General features: G+C 68.3%; 14 protein-coding genes and 2 pseudogenes. 8 read left to right on the forward strand and 8 right to left on the reverse strand.

Annotated elements, in window-relative coordinates; translation table 11 throughout:
* The first annotated feature begins 10 nt into the window (after positions 1–10).
* The 4 genes and pseudogenes from A6A27_RS16435 (at position 11) to A6A27_RS16450 (ending at position 6,625) form a co-directional block, all read left to right on the forward strand.
* Positions 11–1,705, forward strand: a complete 1,695-nt coding sequence (locus A6A27_RS16435; protein ID WP_073835489.1) for a dihydroxy-acid dehydratase — start codon at positions 11–13, stop codon at positions 1,703–1,705.
* Positions 1,706–1,756: 51 nt separating this feature from the next.
* Positions 1,757–2,461: a GntR family transcriptional regulator gene (locus A6A27_RS16440; protein ID WP_073835490.1), complete on the forward strand. Its 705-nt coding sequence runs from the start codon at positions 1,757–1,759 to the stop codon at positions 2,459–2,461.
* A 6-nt stretch (positions 2,462–2,467) separates the two neighbouring features.
* Positions 2,468–2,812, forward strand: a pseudogene (locus tag A6A27_RS47465) (IS701 family transposase); the annotation flags it as partial.
* A gap of 459 nt (positions 2,813–3,271) precedes the next feature.
* Positions 3,272–6,625 (forward strand): hypothetical protein, encoded by a 3,354-nt coding sequence (locus A6A27_RS16450; RefSeq protein WP_143194024.1) that lies wholly within the window; start codon positions 3,272–3,274, stop codon positions 6,623–6,625.
* A gap of 33 nt (positions 6,626–6,658) precedes the next feature.
* On the opposite strand, the gene A6A27_RS16455 is transcribed toward A6A27_RS16450, so the two are convergent.
* Positions 6,659–7,153 (reverse strand): DinB family protein, encoded by a 495-nt coding sequence (locus tag A6A27_RS16455; RefSeq protein ID WP_073835492.1) that lies wholly within the window; start codon positions 7,151–7,153, stop codon positions 6,659–6,661.
* 147 nt (positions 7,154–7,300) lie between these two features.
* Here A6A27_RS16455 and A6A27_RS16460 point away from each other — a divergent pair, with 147 nt between their 5' ends.
* Together A6A27_RS16460 and A6A27_RS16465 are read left to right on the forward strand one after the other, a co-directional pair.
* The gene (locus tag A6A27_RS16460) at positions 7,301–7,921 is read left to right on the forward strand and encodes a putative immunity protein (protein WP_241825287.1); all 621 of its coding nucleotides are present in this window, start codon (positions 7,301–7,303) and stop codon (positions 7,919–7,921) included.
* Positions 7,918–8,430, forward strand: a complete 513-nt coding sequence (locus tag A6A27_RS16465) for a putative immunity protein (protein ID WP_073835493.1) — start codon at positions 7,918–7,920, stop codon at positions 8,428–8,430. Before A6A27_RS16460 ends, A6A27_RS16465 begins: the two co-directional genes overlap by 4 nt.
* A gap of 226 nt (positions 8,431–8,656) precedes the next feature.
* On the opposite strand, the gene A6A27_RS16470 is transcribed toward A6A27_RS16465, so the two are convergent.
* The 3 genes from A6A27_RS16470 to A6A27_RS16480 form a co-directional block, all read right to left on the reverse strand.
* Positions 8,657–9,484, reverse strand: a complete 828-nt coding sequence (locus A6A27_RS16470; RefSeq protein ID WP_241825288.1) for an aldo/keto reductase — start codon at positions 9,482–9,484, stop codon at positions 8,657–8,659.
* Positions 9,485–9,826: 342 nt separating this feature from the next.
* A complete protein-coding gene (locus A6A27_RS16475) occupies positions 9,827–10,234 on the reverse strand; it encodes a hypothetical protein (RefSeq protein WP_073835495.1) in 408 nt (135 codons plus the stop codon).
* A gap of 327 nt (positions 10,235–10,561) precedes the next feature.
* On the reverse strand, positions 10,562–11,497 hold the full coding sequence (locus A6A27_RS16480; protein WP_073835496.1) for a helix-turn-helix transcriptional regulator: 936 nt from the start codon (positions 11,495–11,497) through the stop codon (positions 10,562–10,564).
* A 118-nt stretch (positions 11,498–11,615) separates the two neighbouring features.
* Here A6A27_RS16480 and A6A27_RS16485 point away from each other — a divergent pair, with 118 nt between their 5' ends.
* Complete coding sequence (locus tag A6A27_RS16485) at positions 11,616–12,371, forward strand: class I SAM-dependent methyltransferase (RefSeq protein ID WP_073835497.1); 756 nt, start codon at positions 11,616–11,618, stop codon at positions 12,369–12,371.
* 66 nt (positions 12,372–12,437) lie between these two features.
* On the opposite strand, the gene A6A27_RS16490 is transcribed toward A6A27_RS16485, so the two are convergent.
* From A6A27_RS16490 to A6A27_RS16500, 3 genes are all read right to left on the reverse strand, one after another.
* On the reverse strand, positions 12,438–12,809 hold the full coding sequence (locus A6A27_RS16490) for a VOC family protein (RefSeq protein ID WP_073835498.1): 372 nt from the start codon (positions 12,807–12,809) through the stop codon (positions 12,438–12,440).
* A 250-nt stretch (positions 12,810–13,059) separates the two neighbouring features.
* Positions 13,060–13,398, reverse strand: a complete 339-nt coding sequence (locus tag A6A27_RS16495; RefSeq protein ID WP_198940327.1) for a MarR family winged helix-turn-helix transcriptional regulator — start codon at positions 13,396–13,398, stop codon at positions 13,060–13,062.
* A 98-nt stretch (positions 13,399–13,496) separates the two neighbouring features.
* Positions 13,497–13,877 (reverse strand): hypothetical protein, encoded by a 381-nt coding sequence (locus tag A6A27_RS16500; protein ID WP_073835500.1) that lies wholly within the window; start codon positions 13,875–13,877, stop codon positions 13,497–13,499.
* On the opposite strand from A6A27_RS16500, the pseudogene A6A27_RS16505 reads away from it, so the two are divergent.
* Positions 13,876–14,211, forward strand: a pseudogene (locus A6A27_RS16505) (transposase family protein); the annotation flags it as partial. The gene A6A27_RS16500 and the pseudogene A6A27_RS16505 overlap by 2 nt on opposite strands.
* A 31-nt stretch (positions 14,212–14,242) precedes the next feature.
* Here A6A27_RS16505 and A6A27_RS16510 read toward each other — a convergent pair.
* Positions 14,243–15,448 carry a DUF418 domain-containing protein gene (locus A6A27_RS16510; protein ID WP_083672641.1) on the reverse strand — a complete coding sequence of 402 codons (1,206 nt, stop codon included), beginning with the start codon at positions 15,446–15,448 and terminating at the stop codon, positions 14,243–14,245.
* Positions 15,449–15,519: the final 71 nt, after the last annotated feature.

Genomic DNA, 15,519 nt, shown 5'->3' on the forward strand with positions numbered 1-15,519 from the left:
GAGGCACCACATGCCCCCCAAGTCCGCTGGCTCGGCCGTCGACTCCAGCCGCACCGCCTACGGCGACGAGGAGTTCAGCCGTTTCCTGCGACGCGGCTTCCTGGCGTCCAGTGGCTACGACGACGTCGACCTGGAGCGGCCGGTCATCGGCATCGCGGTCACCACGTCCAGCTACAACACCTGCCACCGTGACATGCCAGCATTGGTGGAGGCGGTGAAACGCGGCGTCCTGGAGGCCGGCGGGCTGCCGATGACGTTCCCGACCATCTCCCTCGGGGAGATCCTCACCTCCCCCACCTCGATGCTCTACCGCAATCTGATGGCGATGGACACCGAGGAGATGATCCGCGCGCTGCCCATGGATGCCGCCATCCTGCTCGGCGGCTGCGACAAGACCGTTCCGGCGCAACTCATGGCGGCGGCCTCGTCGGACAAACCGGTGCTTCTCGAGGTCGTAGGGCCGATGATGACCGGCAGCTGGCGGGGCGAGCGGATGGGTGCCTGCACCGACTGCCGACGGCTCTGGGCAAGCCACCGCGCCGGCGAGCTGGACACCGACGAGATCACCGAGGCGCGCGGCGAACTGGTCACCACCGCAGGCACGTGCGCGGTGATGGGCACCGCTTCCACCATGGCGTGCATGACGGAGGCTCTCGGCATGATGCTGCCCGGCGGCGCCACCCCGGGCGCCTCCACAGGTGAACGGCTGCGCCACGGTGTGGCGACCGGACGCCGCGCGGTCGCCCTAGCCGAGCAGGGCGGCCCGCTCCCCCGCGATGTCCTCACGCGCGCAGCCTTCGACAACGCCATTCGGGTGCTCGCGGCACTGGGCGGATCCACCAACGCGCTGGTGCACCTCGTCGCCGTCGCTCGCCGCGCGGGCGTGGACCTCAAGCTCGCGGACTTCGACACCGTGGGCGCCAAGGTGCCGCTGCTGGTCGACTGCAAGCCCTCGGGACAGAACTACATGCAGGACTTCCACCACTCCGGCGGCCTGCCCGCACTGCTCAAGGTCCTCGAGCCCGAACTCGACACGACCACCATCGGAGTGACCGGCCGCGCCCTTCACGAGCTACTAGGAGACGTTCCCGCCAGGCAACAGTGGCAGAGCACGATCCGCTCACTCGAGGACCCGCTCGGGCCCCCCGGCGCGCTTGCGGTCCTGCGCGGTTCGCTGGCCCCCAACGGTGCGGTGCTCAAGACCTCGGCCGCCAGTCCGCACCTCCTGCAACACACCGGGCCGGCGTTCGTGCTGGACGCGGACCAGGACATCGCCTCGGTGCTGGACGACCCGGATCTCGACATCACACCCGAGCATGTGCTGGTGCTCCGTTCCGCCGGTCCGAAGGCAGCGGGGATGCCGGAGGCCGGCGCGCTTCCGATCCCCCGGAAGCTGGCCCGTCAAGGGGTGCGCGACATGGTGCGGGTCTCGGACGCCCGGATGAGCGGAACGTCGTACGGCACGGTCGTACTCCACTGCGACCCGGAAGCAGCAGCCGGCGGGCCCCTCGCGGTCGTCCGCAACGGTGACCTGATCCGCCTCGACGTCGCCGCACGTCGTCTGGACCTCCTCGTCGACGACGATGAGGTACAGCGCAGGCTGCGCGACTACGTGCCTCCGGCAGCACCGCAGCGTGGTTGGGGGCGCCTATACGCCGAGACCGTTCTGCCGGCAAGTCAGGGCGCTGACTTGTCCTTTCTTTGATAGAGGCACTATGAAGAACAATCGGACCGGGCAACAGAGAAGGATCGTGTCGTGAAGCCACTGGTGATCGATCAGGCATCCCTGACGGAGCGCGTGTTCGAGCAAATCCGTGACGCGATCCTCGCCGGCGAGCTGGCACCAGGGACGCTGTACTCGGTCGTAGAGCTGTCCAACCAGCTCGGGGTCTCACGTACCCCGGTGCGCGAGGCCCTTCTCCAGCTGGCCAGCAACGGGATGGTTCGATTCGAGCGCAGCAAGGGCGTGCGGATTCTCGAGCTCTCCACGCAGGACATCGAGGAGATCTACATGTTGCGGATCTTCCTCGAGGCACCGGCCGCGTACCGCGCTGCCCAGCACATGCCTCAGGAGCACCGGGAGGCGTTCCAATCGGCGTTCGCCGGAATGCGCGCGGCATGCGAGGCCGGCAACGAGCGGCAGTTCCAGAAGCACGACCTGACCTTCCACGAGGCGATCCTGCGGGCTGCGGGGAACTCGCGGGTGGTCGAGGCCGTCGCGAAGGTCCGGTCGCAGATGCACTCCCTGGGTCTGTCCACCACCAGGACGCGCACGCTGTCGGACATCCTGTCAGTCCACGAGCGCATCTACGACGAGGTTCTTGCGGGCAACCCAGCGGGAGCGGCGAAGGCGGTTCAGGAGCACCTGGTCGGCACACTACGCATGCTCATCCGGCAGTCGACACGTGACACCACCGCGGAGGAGTACCAGCCGCCCGTGATCCCCACCTTCCCTGACTGACGGAGTCTGGTGCGCTGGCATGCCCGGCCACCCGCAGGCGACCGCGCCCCGGACCGGCCTGCCGGTGAGCTGGCCGGGCACTTCGGCGCCCTGCGGGTGCGTCCCGCCGGCCGGACCATCCAGCGCGGATCCAGTGCGGTGAGGACGCTGTCCTGCCAGAATGCTGGCTGCTCCTGCAGTCCCGACCAGGACGAGCCCAGCGATTACTGGCTGTGCGGCCCGCCTGCCGACACATCCGTTGAGTGAACTGGTCCGCCTGGCCAAGAGCCGCTGGCGGTCGAGCACGACTACCCCGAACTCAGGACCGCCCTCGGGCTCGACCACTTCGAAGGCCGCTCCTGGATCGGCTGGCGCTCCCAAAGCAGTGGGCAGACCTGACCCCGTACGCCGCTAGGCCGGCGCGGCGATGGCCCCGGATGCTCCTGGCGCTCGTGGCGGTCGTCTGCGCCGGCCTTGTTACTGTGCGCGCGCCGCGGGCGGTGCGGAAGCAGTCTGCGGTCTTTGGCTTCTCTCAGGCCGACCACAGAACGACGGGGTTGGCTTCGAGCATGAACCAAGGAGGCAGCCGTATCGACGCCATCCGCTCATCGGCATTCCGGACACCCCGGCAGCTGTCGGCTCGGCCACGGCATGTGACCGCCTCGCCGGCAGTCACGTTTCGCGCCAGTACGCCAGCCCAGAGGCACCTCGGTCTGACGAATTTGCCCGGCTGTTCGCGAGAAAGGTTGTGCGCACGCCGCCAGACGGTCCCCCAGCAATCGTCCGAGCGGATCTCGTCCCGCGTCGATGGATCCGCTTACCGTGGGGTAGGTGACGATGCCGGGGGGTAACGTGGGAGAGCCTTACCAGCAAGGGGAGATCGTCGAGTCGGCCCAAGCTGCCGCCACTGATTCGGTGGTGCTGGGCGCAGTCCCGTCGCCACGGCCGGCACCGGAGCCGGCATCAACGGTCACCCCGGCGGACGCGCCCCACCCCGTGACGGCGGAGGCCTCTGGGGGTGGGGACGGCGGCTCGCGGCGGCAGGAACGCGCGAAGCCGCGGACGGGCCGCGTGCGACACGGTGCGCTCAACCGTCTGATCATGGTTCGTACGTCAGCCTGGCGCATCCCGGAGATCGAACTGCTGCGGCGGGACCCGGACCGCTCCCCGGACAGTCTCGCTACCGAACCAGGCGGTGTGGAATTCGCCGCGCATCGTCGCCTACTCGACGCTCTCCTCCGGACGGACGGGGTGCCGGACGGGGCGGCCTGGCTGGGGCGGGTCCGCGATGGAGACGATGCCGTCGACTACAAACGTGCCGACAGTGAAGCGGGCCGGTCACTGATGACCGAGCTGGTGGACGAGGTGCGGCAGGGGTGTTTGGCCGCATTGGACAAAGACCGGCAGGCCTGGGGTCAGCTGGCCGAGCTGCGGCATCAAATATTCCTGGAGCCGCGGCGGCTGCAGTCGCTGCGCGATCCGGCGGATCCGGACCGGCCCCTGTATGCGGTCGTCGACATCTCCTTTTCCTACCTCGTGAAGCGGCCGCTGTGCCGAGCCAGCGTCTCGGTTTGGACGTCGCTGCCCCGTAGCCGTCGGCATGTCCCTGAGGAGCTGCTGGCGGTGAACGGCGCGCAGGACGTGCAGATCCCCGCTGAGCAGCTACCCGCCTACCGCGCCTATTTGCTGCGGGTCGGTGAGAGCCTGCAGCGGTTGCTTGCCGCACAACTCCTGCCGGTCCAGTTCCGGATCTTCGATTGGCAGTACGACTTACCGACGTTCTGGGTGGCCGTCCCGGCGTCTCTGCGCAGCGACGCCTACCGCTATCTGGAGCAGAGCGACCGGGTCGGTGATCGGCTCGCGCGCGAGCTGCTACTGACCGGCACCGCTCGGGACTCCGTGGTGAGCCGCGCCGTGATCAACGGCGACTTCATGGTGCTGCGCCGGTTTCGGCGGGAGGACGAGACCTACACTCCGCACTACCTGATCCTGCCATCGCGCAACGGCTACCCGGCCCGTGACGCCGAAGGCCAGCGGGACTCGGACCGGCAGGCGGCCGCGATCCGCCGCCAGGAGGAGAACGCCGCGGGGATCGTCACCGCCCTCAGTGAACTCGAGGCGAAAAGCGGCAGCGAGCTGTACACGGTGGAGCGTGACCTGGAAATTTGGAAAAACCATCTTCAGGTCTACACCGCGATGGCTGAACGCGGCGCGTTTCTGTGGGACGCGCTCTCGACCCACCTGCCGATGCGGCGCGGTCGAACGCTCAACGAAGCGCACCGCGCGGTGCAGTTGCTGCACCAGATCCTGCTCCAAGGGGTAGCCGACCTCGGCCATCTGCGCGCACTGACGCGGGCCTCCAGTGCCGACATCGACGCGGCGGCCGAGCAGTTGCAGGACGACTTCGACGCGAAACTCACCGAGTTGCACGGGCGAAGTGTGCGCGGACTGCGCGGAGCGATCACCGAGACCGGACTGTTCGCCCGGGTACGCCAGCACGGCGCGGAAATCGTCGAGCAGTCCTCCTGGGTCAAGTCTCGGTACGACGACCTCGTGGCCGCGATCACCTCCGCGTTCGACGAGCGGCGGGTCCGCGAGGCGGACGTGATCCAGAAGGGCGGCGTGGTGATCAGCCTCGCGGTGGGACTGGTCAGCCTGGTGACAGTCCTGGACGCGACGACGGACATGAAAACCCCCAAGGACATCGCGCCGACCCCCGGCGCGCCGGCGGATGGCAACTGGCTGCGCTGGCTGCATGACCAGGCACTGGGGTTGCTGTCCCGGCACGCCGACGAGGCGGCGCTGTTCAGCCTTGCCTGCGGAGTCGCCGTCCTGGGCGTAGCGGTGTATGTCTGGGTCAGGTTCAGGTCCTCGGGTCGGCTGAGCTCTCGGCAGTTTCGCCGGCTCTATGACGGGTCACGCCGCCGGCTCGTCCTGCGCGACGGCCACGGGGTGTGGCACTTCCTAAGGGACGCCTCGACCGACAGCCTCGAGGATTTCCTCGGCAGCACGCGGCGCCCGCCAGCCAAACCCGAGGAAAACCGACCGCCCGGAACACCCGCGTCCAGGGCACCTCGGGCGGACGCCCCGAAGAACCGGCAGCGTTGGGCCGAGCACGATGACGCCCTGGCCGGGCGCTTCGCCGACCTGTGGGATCGGGCGGCTCCGATGAAGGTGCGGCGGCAGGACCGGGTCCGTTCCGACATCAAGGCACTGGCCCGACGAATCGAACACTGGGGCATTCACGGCCTGCTACTCACCGAGCGTCCTCGCCAACTACATGAGTACGTGCTGCCCCGACTCATCTGCCTCTACCGGTTCTGCATCCCGTGGCCGGACTCGTTCATCGAAAAGGTGGGCCGACAGAACCGCCCGAAGAGCCTCGTGCCGGACAGCGAGTTCGTGCGGGCGATGCAGTGGCTCGGCTTTCAGCGCGACCAGGCAATGGAGTTCGACAGGCACCTACACAGCTGGCAGAAGCGCCAGATCAACGAGACCCAGGACGCCGCCGAATCCGCCGGAAAATCCGTACCCGCTCAGTACGCTCGGCGACTTCTCGATCTTCTGAATGAGTTGGAACTCTCCGCGTACTGCACGGCGGAAAACGTCGAACGGCTGCTGGTCCATTCGGAAGCAGCGGCCGCCGAGAATCGACCCGCGCCGCCGGAGGCGCCTCCGCGGGTATGGACCCAGGTCGTAGTGCAGCCCGGCGACCTGAATCCGAACGGCGAACCGACCCACCAGGCGCTCGAGCGCTACTGCGTACTGGCTTTCGCCGAGTGGCTCCAGGCCGAAGGGGTGCGGGTCGAGCCGCTCGCCAGCGGAAGGGTGACCATAACGGGCAAGGACGGTGCCACCGTCGAGCCGGTGGTGCTGGATCCACGCGCCAGCCGATCACTCCGACTCACCGCAGGCGACACCATCGAGGTGAGCTGCGCCGTACACCAGACCGAACTTCGCGGATTCCCCACTCGCCACCTGCTGCGACCCGCCCCCGCGACGCTGAGCCAAACGAACGACGACGCGCACGATTCGGCCACCGTGCTGCAAGGCAGCGCTCCGAATGACATGAAGGGCGAGGGCGGCGAGTCCGACGAACCGGTGACTGTCGACGGCATCGCGCTCCTGCGCGACACTGCCACCGGCCGCTTCACGCGCGAGCCGGCGCTCTGGCTACGCCGATGATCGATCGCTTGGTGCCAGACGTGGAACGGGCTCCTACCGGCCGGTGGCACCGTCGACAAGCTCTCGCAGGATGTCGGCGTGACCGGCATGCCGGACGGTCTCGCTCGTCATGTGGGCAAGCACCCAGCGAAGCGTACGAGGCGTGTCGCCGACGGGTTGCGCGGTGAGGACGTCGGGGCCAGCGGCTGCGATGATGTGGGCGTCGCTCTCGGCGATCGCGGTCCGGTAGCCGGCGATGATCTGATCCGGGGACCGGTCCGGCTCGACCACCATGTCGAAGTCGACGTCGGCGTAGCGTGAGTCGCCGGCGAACGTGTAGCCGAACCAGTACCGTTCGGCGTCGGTCAGATGCTGGACCAGGCCCAGCAGGGTGGTGTCGGAGACGACCAACCGGCGCCGCAGCTGCTCCTCGTTCAGCCCGGCAACTTTCTTCAGCACGCATGATCGAGCGAAGGACAAGAAGGCGAGGGTGGTGTCGAGCTCGCCATCGTCGTTGCGCGGCACGGCTTCACGTTGGGATTCGATCATTCCCGGACCTTACGTGCCCGTCATCCGGGCGAGCCGGGCGGGGACGTCATACCGACAGCCGCAGGTGACCTGCGATTGAGGGTTCCGACGGCAGGTGAGCAGACGACAGGTCGCAAGGCCTCAACCGGGCGTTCAGGGATACGATTCATGGACATGGCACAGAGCGCGCGCACCGTATCCGGAGACTTCGACCTGACGATGGACGAGCTGCGCGTCGTGGCGCGTTACGTGGTCCGGCATGCCGAGGACGTCCTGTCGGTCTTCGAGCGGGCCGTTCCCGATGATCCGCGCCCCCGTGCGGCCATCGACGCGGCCTGGGCGTTCATCAACGGCGCCAACAGGACCAAACTGCAACGCGTCACGTCCCTCGAGGCTCACCGGGCCGCCGGGTCCGCCCCCTCCGAGGCCGCGCGGCTGGCCGCGCGATCCGCCGGTGATGCCGCATCGGCCGCATACCTGCACCCCATTGCCAAGGCCAGCCAGGTCGGCCACATCCTGCGAGCGTCCGCAAGCGCTGCGCGCATCGGGGAGATCGAGGCGGGCGGTGACCCCACGATCGGGGATGCCCTGCTGGAACGGTCGCGGCAGCGCGCGACACCGGTGCTCATCGACGTTCTCAGCCGCTACCCGATCGCGCCAAGCGGCGGCAATCGTGTTGCCCAGCTGATGAGCACACTGGACCGTTCCCTGCGTCAGGCGGCTGACCGGCCACCAGGGCGCACTGCGCTGAGTCGCGCCGACCCGCGTGGGAGGGAGTGCAAGTCATGATCCTCCCGAAGGTCCGGGACCCTCGCTTCGTGACGATCCGCCGTAGGGGGACTCTCACCGATGGCGATCACCGGCTTCTCGCTCTATGGGCCGCCTCGTGTGCAGAGCACGTCCTTGGCCTCTTCGAGTCGGCTCAGCCGGGGGACCCGCGACCGCGTCACGCGATCGAGCATGCCCGGGCCTGGGTCCGCGGCGAGGTCAAGATGATGCAGGCTCGTGCGGCGGGCGGCCACGCGATGGGAGCAGCCAGAGACCTGCGTGGGGCGGCCCGGCATGCCGCGTACGCCGCCGGCCAGGCCGGGGCCGTCGCCCACGTAGCCGCGCATGAGCTCGGCGCCGCCGCCTACGCAATCAAGGCTGTGCGCGCGGCGGCACCGGACGCTCTGAGCGAGGCCGCAGGGGGGCTCGAGTGCCAATGGCAACGCGACCAGCTCCCGGAGGCGATCCGCGAACTCGTACTTGATGACCAGAGATTACGCAATGACATCTGCTGGTCGGTGTTTCACTGACGAAGCCGAGCCTTGCCGCGAGCGGTAACGTAACCCTACGTAGCGCGCGACTCGCGGCATGACCGGCTGTTCAATGCCGACCTTGGACTGCCTCCTCATTCAGTCCGGGCAGCGTGGGCGATGGCGCGGCTCGGTCACCGGGGAGTTGGCAGCCTGGCGATGTTGACCGATGGAGCCCGTCCAACCCGTCCCGTAAGACGATCCGCTGCCGGACACGGTGTACGGGTCACGATGCGGCTCGGAGGGAATCGAGCCGGCGCAGGTCGTCGTCGGACAGGCTTAGGTCGGCCGCGGCGACGTTGGAACGTAGGTGGCGGACGCTGGTGGTCCCGGGGATCGGGACGACCGGCACGCCGTGTGCCTGCTGCCGGTGGTGTACCCAGGCCAGTGCGACCTGCCCGCTCGTGGTGTCGTTTCTACTGGCGATCTCGCCCAGTGCGGCGCGTAGGCCGCTCGCTGCTTCCTCGTCGGCTGTGCTCGGCGGCTGGTGGAGGAGTCCATGACCGTTTGGGGAGTGGGCCACGACGACCACTCCGAGGTCGGCCACGGTAGGCAGCAGCTCCCGCTCGATGTCGCGCTGCACCAGTGACCACTGCTCCTGTAGCGCCGCGATCGGGTGAACGGCGTGTGCGCGGCGTAGGTCGTCCGCCGTCACGTTGGACAGGCCAAGGGCGCGCACCTTCCCCTGGTTGACTAGTTCGGCCATGGCTTCGACGGTTTCCTCGATCGGGACCTTTTCGCTGCGATGGTGCAGGTAGTAGAGGTCGATCACGTCGACACCGAGCCGTCGCAGGCTCGCCTCGCTCGCCTGCCGCACGTATGACGGGTCAGCCCGTACGTCGAAGCCGCCGGCGAGCTCATCTCGCCAGACCAACCCGAACTTGCTGGCCAGCAGCACCTCATCACGGCGTCCTCGGATTGCCCGGCCGACCAGCTCTTCATTCTGGTAGGCATCTGCGGTGTCCACCATCGTGACGCCCGCATCAAGGGCGGCGTGGACCACCGCCACCGGGTCGCGGTCGGTGCCGTCGTCGGTTCCATCGCGCAACCTCATCGCGCCGAATCCCTGACGGCCGAAAGTGTCCCGACCCATGGATAGACGCGTCCCCGTCTCAGCAGTTGGCATGACCCACCCTAAAACCTCAACCGCAATTGAGGTCCAGTCCATTAGCGGTGCTGGTCTGCGTCATCTCGAACAAGGACCTCATACGGGACGCCGCAGCTCAGATGGCCTGAGCGCGGCAGGGTGTCCCGTATGACCCGGCCGGTGAACGTTTCCGCACAGGGCCGCTATCCGGGACACCTACGCTCATTGGTGGCCCGCGCCGACCGTTCGCGTGGCGTGAGTGTCGGCGTCCAGCCTCGACGACATGCCTCGGTCCGACGCGCCACCAGGTCAAGTGACATCGGTTCCATAAGGCCAGTGCATCGACAGCAGAACAGTCAACGCACGCACGCTCATCGGCATGAGAGCGCGCGGGAGCGGCTCCGTCATGCGTTCGGTCGGGGCGTTCGTCGACTCAGCTGCGCACGCGTTAGTAATTCTGCTGGTGCCGCCTTTGACTTCGCTTGTCGGATCGGCGGTTCGGCGTTGGGCGGTGTGGGCGTCGGTGAGGAAGCGGTCGCGGTCGTCGCCGTGGGCGATTGCCGCGTTGTAGACGGCGTCGATCGCGGCGACCAGCGGATCGTCGTTCGCCAGGGCGATCAGGGCGGGCAACGCGACGGCCTGCTGGAGCACCTCGGTGACGCGACATGTGCCGGACGTCCTCGCGGCCAGGTGGAGCGTGATGGTGGTGTGCAGCACAACAGCCGGTTGAACGCGGCGGTGCCGCTTTGCTCGGTGAAGGGTCGGGGCAGTGGGCGGTCGGCCTCGGCGGCGGCGAGCGCGTCGGCGATCCACCGATCCGTTCCAGCCCGGCCACCCGCATCGCGCGGCGGGCCGCCCAGATCACCGACGGGGACGGCCAAGGAAGGTCTCTAGTCCAATGAAGAGAGCTGGTCGGGACCGTCGCCGCCCAGATCGAGCAGGAGACCAACCAATCGATCGAGTGGATCCAGATCGACTCTTAAGAGCACTGCGGTACGTGACGGCACGCCGCACGCGACCGGCGGATGTGCGGATGAACCACTGTCATGGCCATGCTCGCTGGGTGCGGCGCCATCGCTGCGGGGTGATGCCGTAGCGGTCGCGGAAGCGGCGGACGAGATAGGTGGCGTCGCGCAGGCCGGTTCGGACGGCCACGGCGTCGAGCGACAGGTCGGTCTCGCGTAGCATTCGCCGGACCTCGGTCATGCGCCGTTCGGTGATCCATTCAAGCAGGGGGCGGCCGGTGCGCCGGCGGAGCACGGTCGTGAGGTGCCCCGGGGTGTAGCCGAGCGTGCGGGCGACATCGGCGGCGGAGACCGGTTCGCGGAACGTCGCCTCGATCTCGGCGAAGACCCGCTCGACGAGTGGGTCCGGCGTGGCCGGAGCGCTGGGTGCCAGTCGCGCGGCCGCGACCAGAAGCCGGGTGAGCAGTGCGGCGACGGCCTCGCGGGCACCGAGACGGCCTGGGTCGGCGAGTTCCTCGGCCAGGTCCGCCAGCCACGCCGACCAGTTCGCCTGGTCGGGCTCTGCGATCCGACCGTGCCCCGCGCTGGAGGCGAACAGGGCGAGGAGGGGATGGTGCGTCCAGGCCAGTGGGGAGACCGAGGCCAGGGCGGGAACGGCGTCCGGTGTGAACGCGACCGACCACGCGCGGCCGCGGGCGAACTCGGCCGCGTCCGCGACGCCGATGACCTGCCCGGGCGATACAGCGTGGATCTCGCCAGCGCGCATCGGCCGTTCAGCGCCGTCGACGGTGAACGAGCCCATGCCCTCCTCGACATAGACCAGGACGAAGAAGTCGTGGGCGTGCCGGTGCTCCGGCGGGAGGCTGGGGTGGGCGGCTTCGGTGTCGAAGCGGGTCACCGAGACAGGAGGCAGGCCGGGGCGCTGCCGGTAGCGGTAGACCGGCGTCCCGTCGGGCCGTACCGTGCGCAGCCCCGACGGGCCTCGCGGCGAGTCACTGACCGAAGAATGTCCCATGGTTTCCAAGTTAAATCCTGCTTGGTTACCGCAGAATATCCAAGACTTGGAGGTGACGACACCGGGTCGGTCAGGTGCCATCGAGGCAGACCCGCCACCGCGTGCACAGGAGGCATCCATGGCAGCTTCGATCCACGTACGCATCCTCGACCAGCGAACTCCGCAGGAGCGGGACCGCCCGTTCCTGCCGGGTGCGGGAAAGACCTGGCTTCTCCCGTTCTACGACGCCTTCACCCGGGTGGCCGGCGTCCGCGCACTGCACGAACGTGCGGTCGAGCTCGCCGGCATCGAGCCCGGCCAGACGGTGGTCGACGTCGGCTGCGGCACGGGCAACCTGTCATTCGCCGTGCTCGCGGCCCAACCGAGCGCGCGGGTGACCGGCCTCGACCCCGACAGAGACGCCCTGCGCAGGGCAGCGCGCAAGGCGCGCCGCCGCAGCGTCGCTCTTACCCTCGTTCAGGGATACGCCGACCGGATCCCCGCCGAGGACGCCTCGCTCGACCATGTCGTCTCGTCGTTGGCCCTGCACCACGTCGATGACGACGGTCGGATCGCGTTCGCGCGCGACGCGCTGCGTGCTCTCCGGCCGGGAGGAAGGGTCACCGTCGTCGACTTCGGCGGCCCAGCATCCAACGTCGAGGACGCCGGGCACCCGACACACCGCCATGGCCACAGCCCTGTCCACGCCCTCCGGCACCTGACCCGCCTCATGCGTTCCCGGGTGGCGCACAGCCCGGTCGTGGCCCGCAACCACGGCGATGGCATCGTCACGCTCCTGGCCGACGCCGGGTTCGGCGACGCCCGGGAGGTCGCGCACGCCGACCACAGGTTCGGCCGGGTCACCTTCATGCAGGCGACTCACCCCTTGAGCTGAACATGATGGGGGTGTTGACAGACGCCAATCGGATCAGTGCGTTGCCAGGGCTGTTGTGGGCGCCGATCAGCCGTTGGGGCGTGACTCGATCGCCTGCAGCGACCACCTGTTGCCGTCAGGATCGCCGAAGTAGACGAAGTTGCCCCATGGCTGCACGTCGACCTCGCTGGCATCGACGCCGGCGTCGAGCAGTTGCCGACGCGCCGCCTCGGCGTCGGCGACCACCACCTGGATTTCCTGTGTGCCGGGAGTCTTGTCGGTGATGCCTTCGCCGATCACGATGGAGCAGGCCGAGCCGGGTGGTGTCAGCTGGACGAACCGCAGGCCCTCGTGCACCCTGTGATCGTGGTCGGCGTTGAAGCCCACCTTCTGGTAGAACGCCTTGGCCCGGTCGACATCGGTAACCGGTACGGGGATGAGTTCGATCTTCCAGTCCATGGTCCCACCGTAGGACGTGGCTACGACATACGGGCTCACCGCACCATCTGTGGCAGTGAGCGGATGTCGCATGCATGGATAGACCGACCTTGGTTGATGCACTTCAGATGCATGTCTAAGGACGGAGAGTTCTCCATGGGCGCCCCCGCGACCGGGCACGCTGGGCTGCCGCGACATGAGCGATGGGGCGCGTTTTGCAGCGCTCGATCTGCCGTCGGCGGCCCTCGATGCTCAGCGGCGTTGTCGTGGCTCATGCGTCCAGCGCATAGGACCGGGCCATCAGATCAGTCATGGCCTGCTGAAAGTCGCGGCGCCGCTCCTCGCTCCAGTCCGCGGTCAGCTGATCGAAAACGTCCTCCTGCCAGCGGTGAGCTTGCGCCAGCATGGACCGGCCCGCAGGGGTGAGTGACGCTTCGCGTCGCCGGCCATCAGTGGCAGATGCCGCGATGACCAGGTATCCCGCCGCGGTCGCGCTCTTGATCAGTCGTGAAGCCCCGCTCTGATCGATCCCGATCTCGTGCGCGATCGCGTTGACCGTTGCAGCGGCCCCGCGCTTGGTCAGGGAGTGGACCGCCTCGCTGACCAGCACGAGTCGCCCTTGGTCGGCTATGGCAGGATCACCAGTCACGGATCTGCGTGACCAGTGCCGGACGAAGCCGAACAAGACGTGGCCCGGCCCCGGGCGGGTCACTCCGATGCCGCCATCTCGCGGCAGATGTAGGCGAGTTCGAGTGCCGACTTCAGGTCGGACAACCGCAGTGCAGCCGTCACCTTGCCAGCGGATGCGCGGAAGACCGTTGCTACACGCGTTGGCGTGTTGCTCTCGGGCCAGGTGGCGTCCTCCTCGACCACCATGAGTCGCTCACTGATCGGGTGCCACGACCGCGGGACCAGCTTGATCCCTGAACGCTTCACCCAATCCGCGAACTGCGCAGGCGTGATCGGGCCGACCCCCTTTGGCCCCAGCACCACGATCGGATCACCAACCGCTTTCGCCGACCGCTGCAGGTCTCCGTCGTTCACGCTCGCGTGCCACTCGTTGATGGCTGCTTCAAGGTTCGACTCCATGCGGCAACTATATGCGAAACGCATACGCCTACCCAGGGTCTTCGCAAGGTTGGGACCAGCGCGAAGGACCGCGCTCGTGGAAGCATCACCGTTGATTGGTGACTTGTCCGCACGTCTGGGTGCCGTGTCGGATCAGGTGGAACGGGAGGCGCCGGGCCTGTTGCGGGCGTTGGCGAGGGTGCCGGACCCGCGAGACCCACGGGGACGGATCCATCCGCTACCGGGCCTGCTGGCGATCACGGCCGCGGCGGTGGCTGCCGGGCAGAGCACGGTCACCGAGATCGCCGAGCGGGCTGCAGACCTGCCCGATGCGGTGCTGGCCCGGTTGGGTGCGGCCCGGCGGCAATTCACCCCACCGGGACCCGTCATGCCGGGTCCGCGGCCCGCAGCCGTGGCCACCGCTGCTCGGTCCAGGCCCGCAACAGCCACTCCAACGGTCCGTACCGGAACCGGGCCATCCACGCCGCGCTGGCGGCGAGCTGAACGCAGTAGATCGCGACCGCGATGAGTACGACGACCGGGGGTGCGACGGCACCGGCGAGGCCCAGCCCGACGCCGGTGAAGACCAGGACGCAGAGCAGCGACTGGCCCAGGTAGTTCGACAGGGACATCCGTCCGGCCGGCGCGAGTACGGCGACGACCCGCCGTCCCCGGTCGGTCTGGAAGAACTGGAGCAGGGTGGCGGCGTACGCGGCGGCGAGTAGCGGCGCGGTGAGCACGCCCGCCGTCAGCCCGGTCAGGTTGGCGCTGCCCCCGCCCGATGCGAAGATCACCGCACCGGCCAGGCCGACCGGATAGCCCAGCTGCTGCACCCGGCGCAGGAGCTGCCGGTTCCCGACGACGTCGGTGAGTAGCCGGCGCCGCCCGGCCGCGTAACCGAAGAGGAAGGCCGAGAGGGCGAGCGGCCCCTGCACGAGGAGCGTGCCGAACATCGCCGGCAGCTGGCGTACGTGCTCGGTGATCAGCGAGCCGATCCCGCCCTGTAGTGCCTCGGTGGACCGCTGCCCCGCCGCGAGTGCCGTCGCCGGATCGGTGACCAGCTGGGTCCCGCCCGTGGCGGCGAGCGCGAGGACGAAGCCGATCCCGCCGGTCAGCAGTACGGCGGCGCGCACCGCGGTCCCGACGCTGACTCGCCGCATGGCGAGCAGGACCAGACCGAGCAATGCGTACGTGGTCAGGATGTCGCCCTGGAACAGCAGCACTGCGTGCAGGATGCCGAGCACGAAGAGTCCGGCCAGCCGTCGCCGGAACCGTGGGGCGAGGTCGACGCCGCGCCGCGCGGCGGAATCGAGTTGGAGCGTGAAGCTGTAGCCGAACAGAAAAGAGAAGAGCAGGTACGCCTTCATCGCGAGGAGCAGCTCGACCAGCCACCGGACCGCGTGGTCACCCCACGAGTCGTGCGCGGGGTCCGGAACCAGGTGGAAGGAATAGCCGGTGGCGAAGAAGGCGATGTTGACGACCAGGATGAGGAGCAGCGCCACGGCGCGCAACGCGTCGACGTCGACGATCCTGGAGAGCGTCCCGGACGACGCTCGATTCCCGACGGGCGGGTCTTCGATGGAGAAATTCACGTGACTACCCCCGGAACGGACAGGAATCGTGTTCGATGACTTTCCTGCGACCCTACGAAGCGTTCTGTCCA

It is taken from the genome of Micromonospora sp. CB01531, from assembly GCF_001905095.1.
GTDB lineage: Bacteria > Actinomycetota > Actinomycetes > Mycobacteriales > Micromonosporaceae > Micromonospora.

Coding starts and splice junctions, on each gene's coding strand:
- A6A27_RS16465 (WP_073835493.1), top strand. CDS start 7,918: ATGATCCTCCCGAAGGTCCGGGACCCTCGCTTCGTGACGATCCGCCGT.
- A6A27_RS16480 (WP_073835496.1), bottom strand. CDS start 11,497: ATGGGACATTCTTCGGTCAGTGACTCGCCGCGAGGCCCGTCGGGGCTG.
- A6A27_RS16500 (WP_073835500.1), bottom strand. CDS start 13,877: ATGGAGTCGAACCTTGAAGCAGCCATCAACGAGTGGCACGCGAGCGTG.
- A6A27_RS16435 (WP_073835489.1), top strand. CDS start 11: ATGCCCCCCAAGTCCGCTGGCTCGGCCGTCGACTCCAGCCGCACCGCC.
- A6A27_RS16490 (WP_073835498.1), bottom strand. CDS start 12,809: ATGGACTGGAAGATCGAACTCATCCCCGTACCGGTTACCGATGTCGAC.
- A6A27_RS16485 (WP_073835497.1), top strand. CDS start 11,616: ATGGCAGCTTCGATCCACGTACGCATCCTCGACCAGCGAACTCCGCAG.
- A6A27_RS16460 (WP_241825287.1), top strand. CDS start 7,301: ATGGACATGGCACAGAGCGCGCGCACCGTATCCGGAGACTTCGACCTG.
- A6A27_RS16470 (WP_241825288.1), bottom strand. CDS start 9,484: ATGAGGTTGCGCGATGGAACCGACGACGGCACCGACCGCGACCCGGTG.
- A6A27_RS16455 (WP_073835492.1), bottom strand. CDS start 7,153: ATGATCGAATCCCAACGTGAAGCCGTGCCGCGCAACGACGATGGCGAG.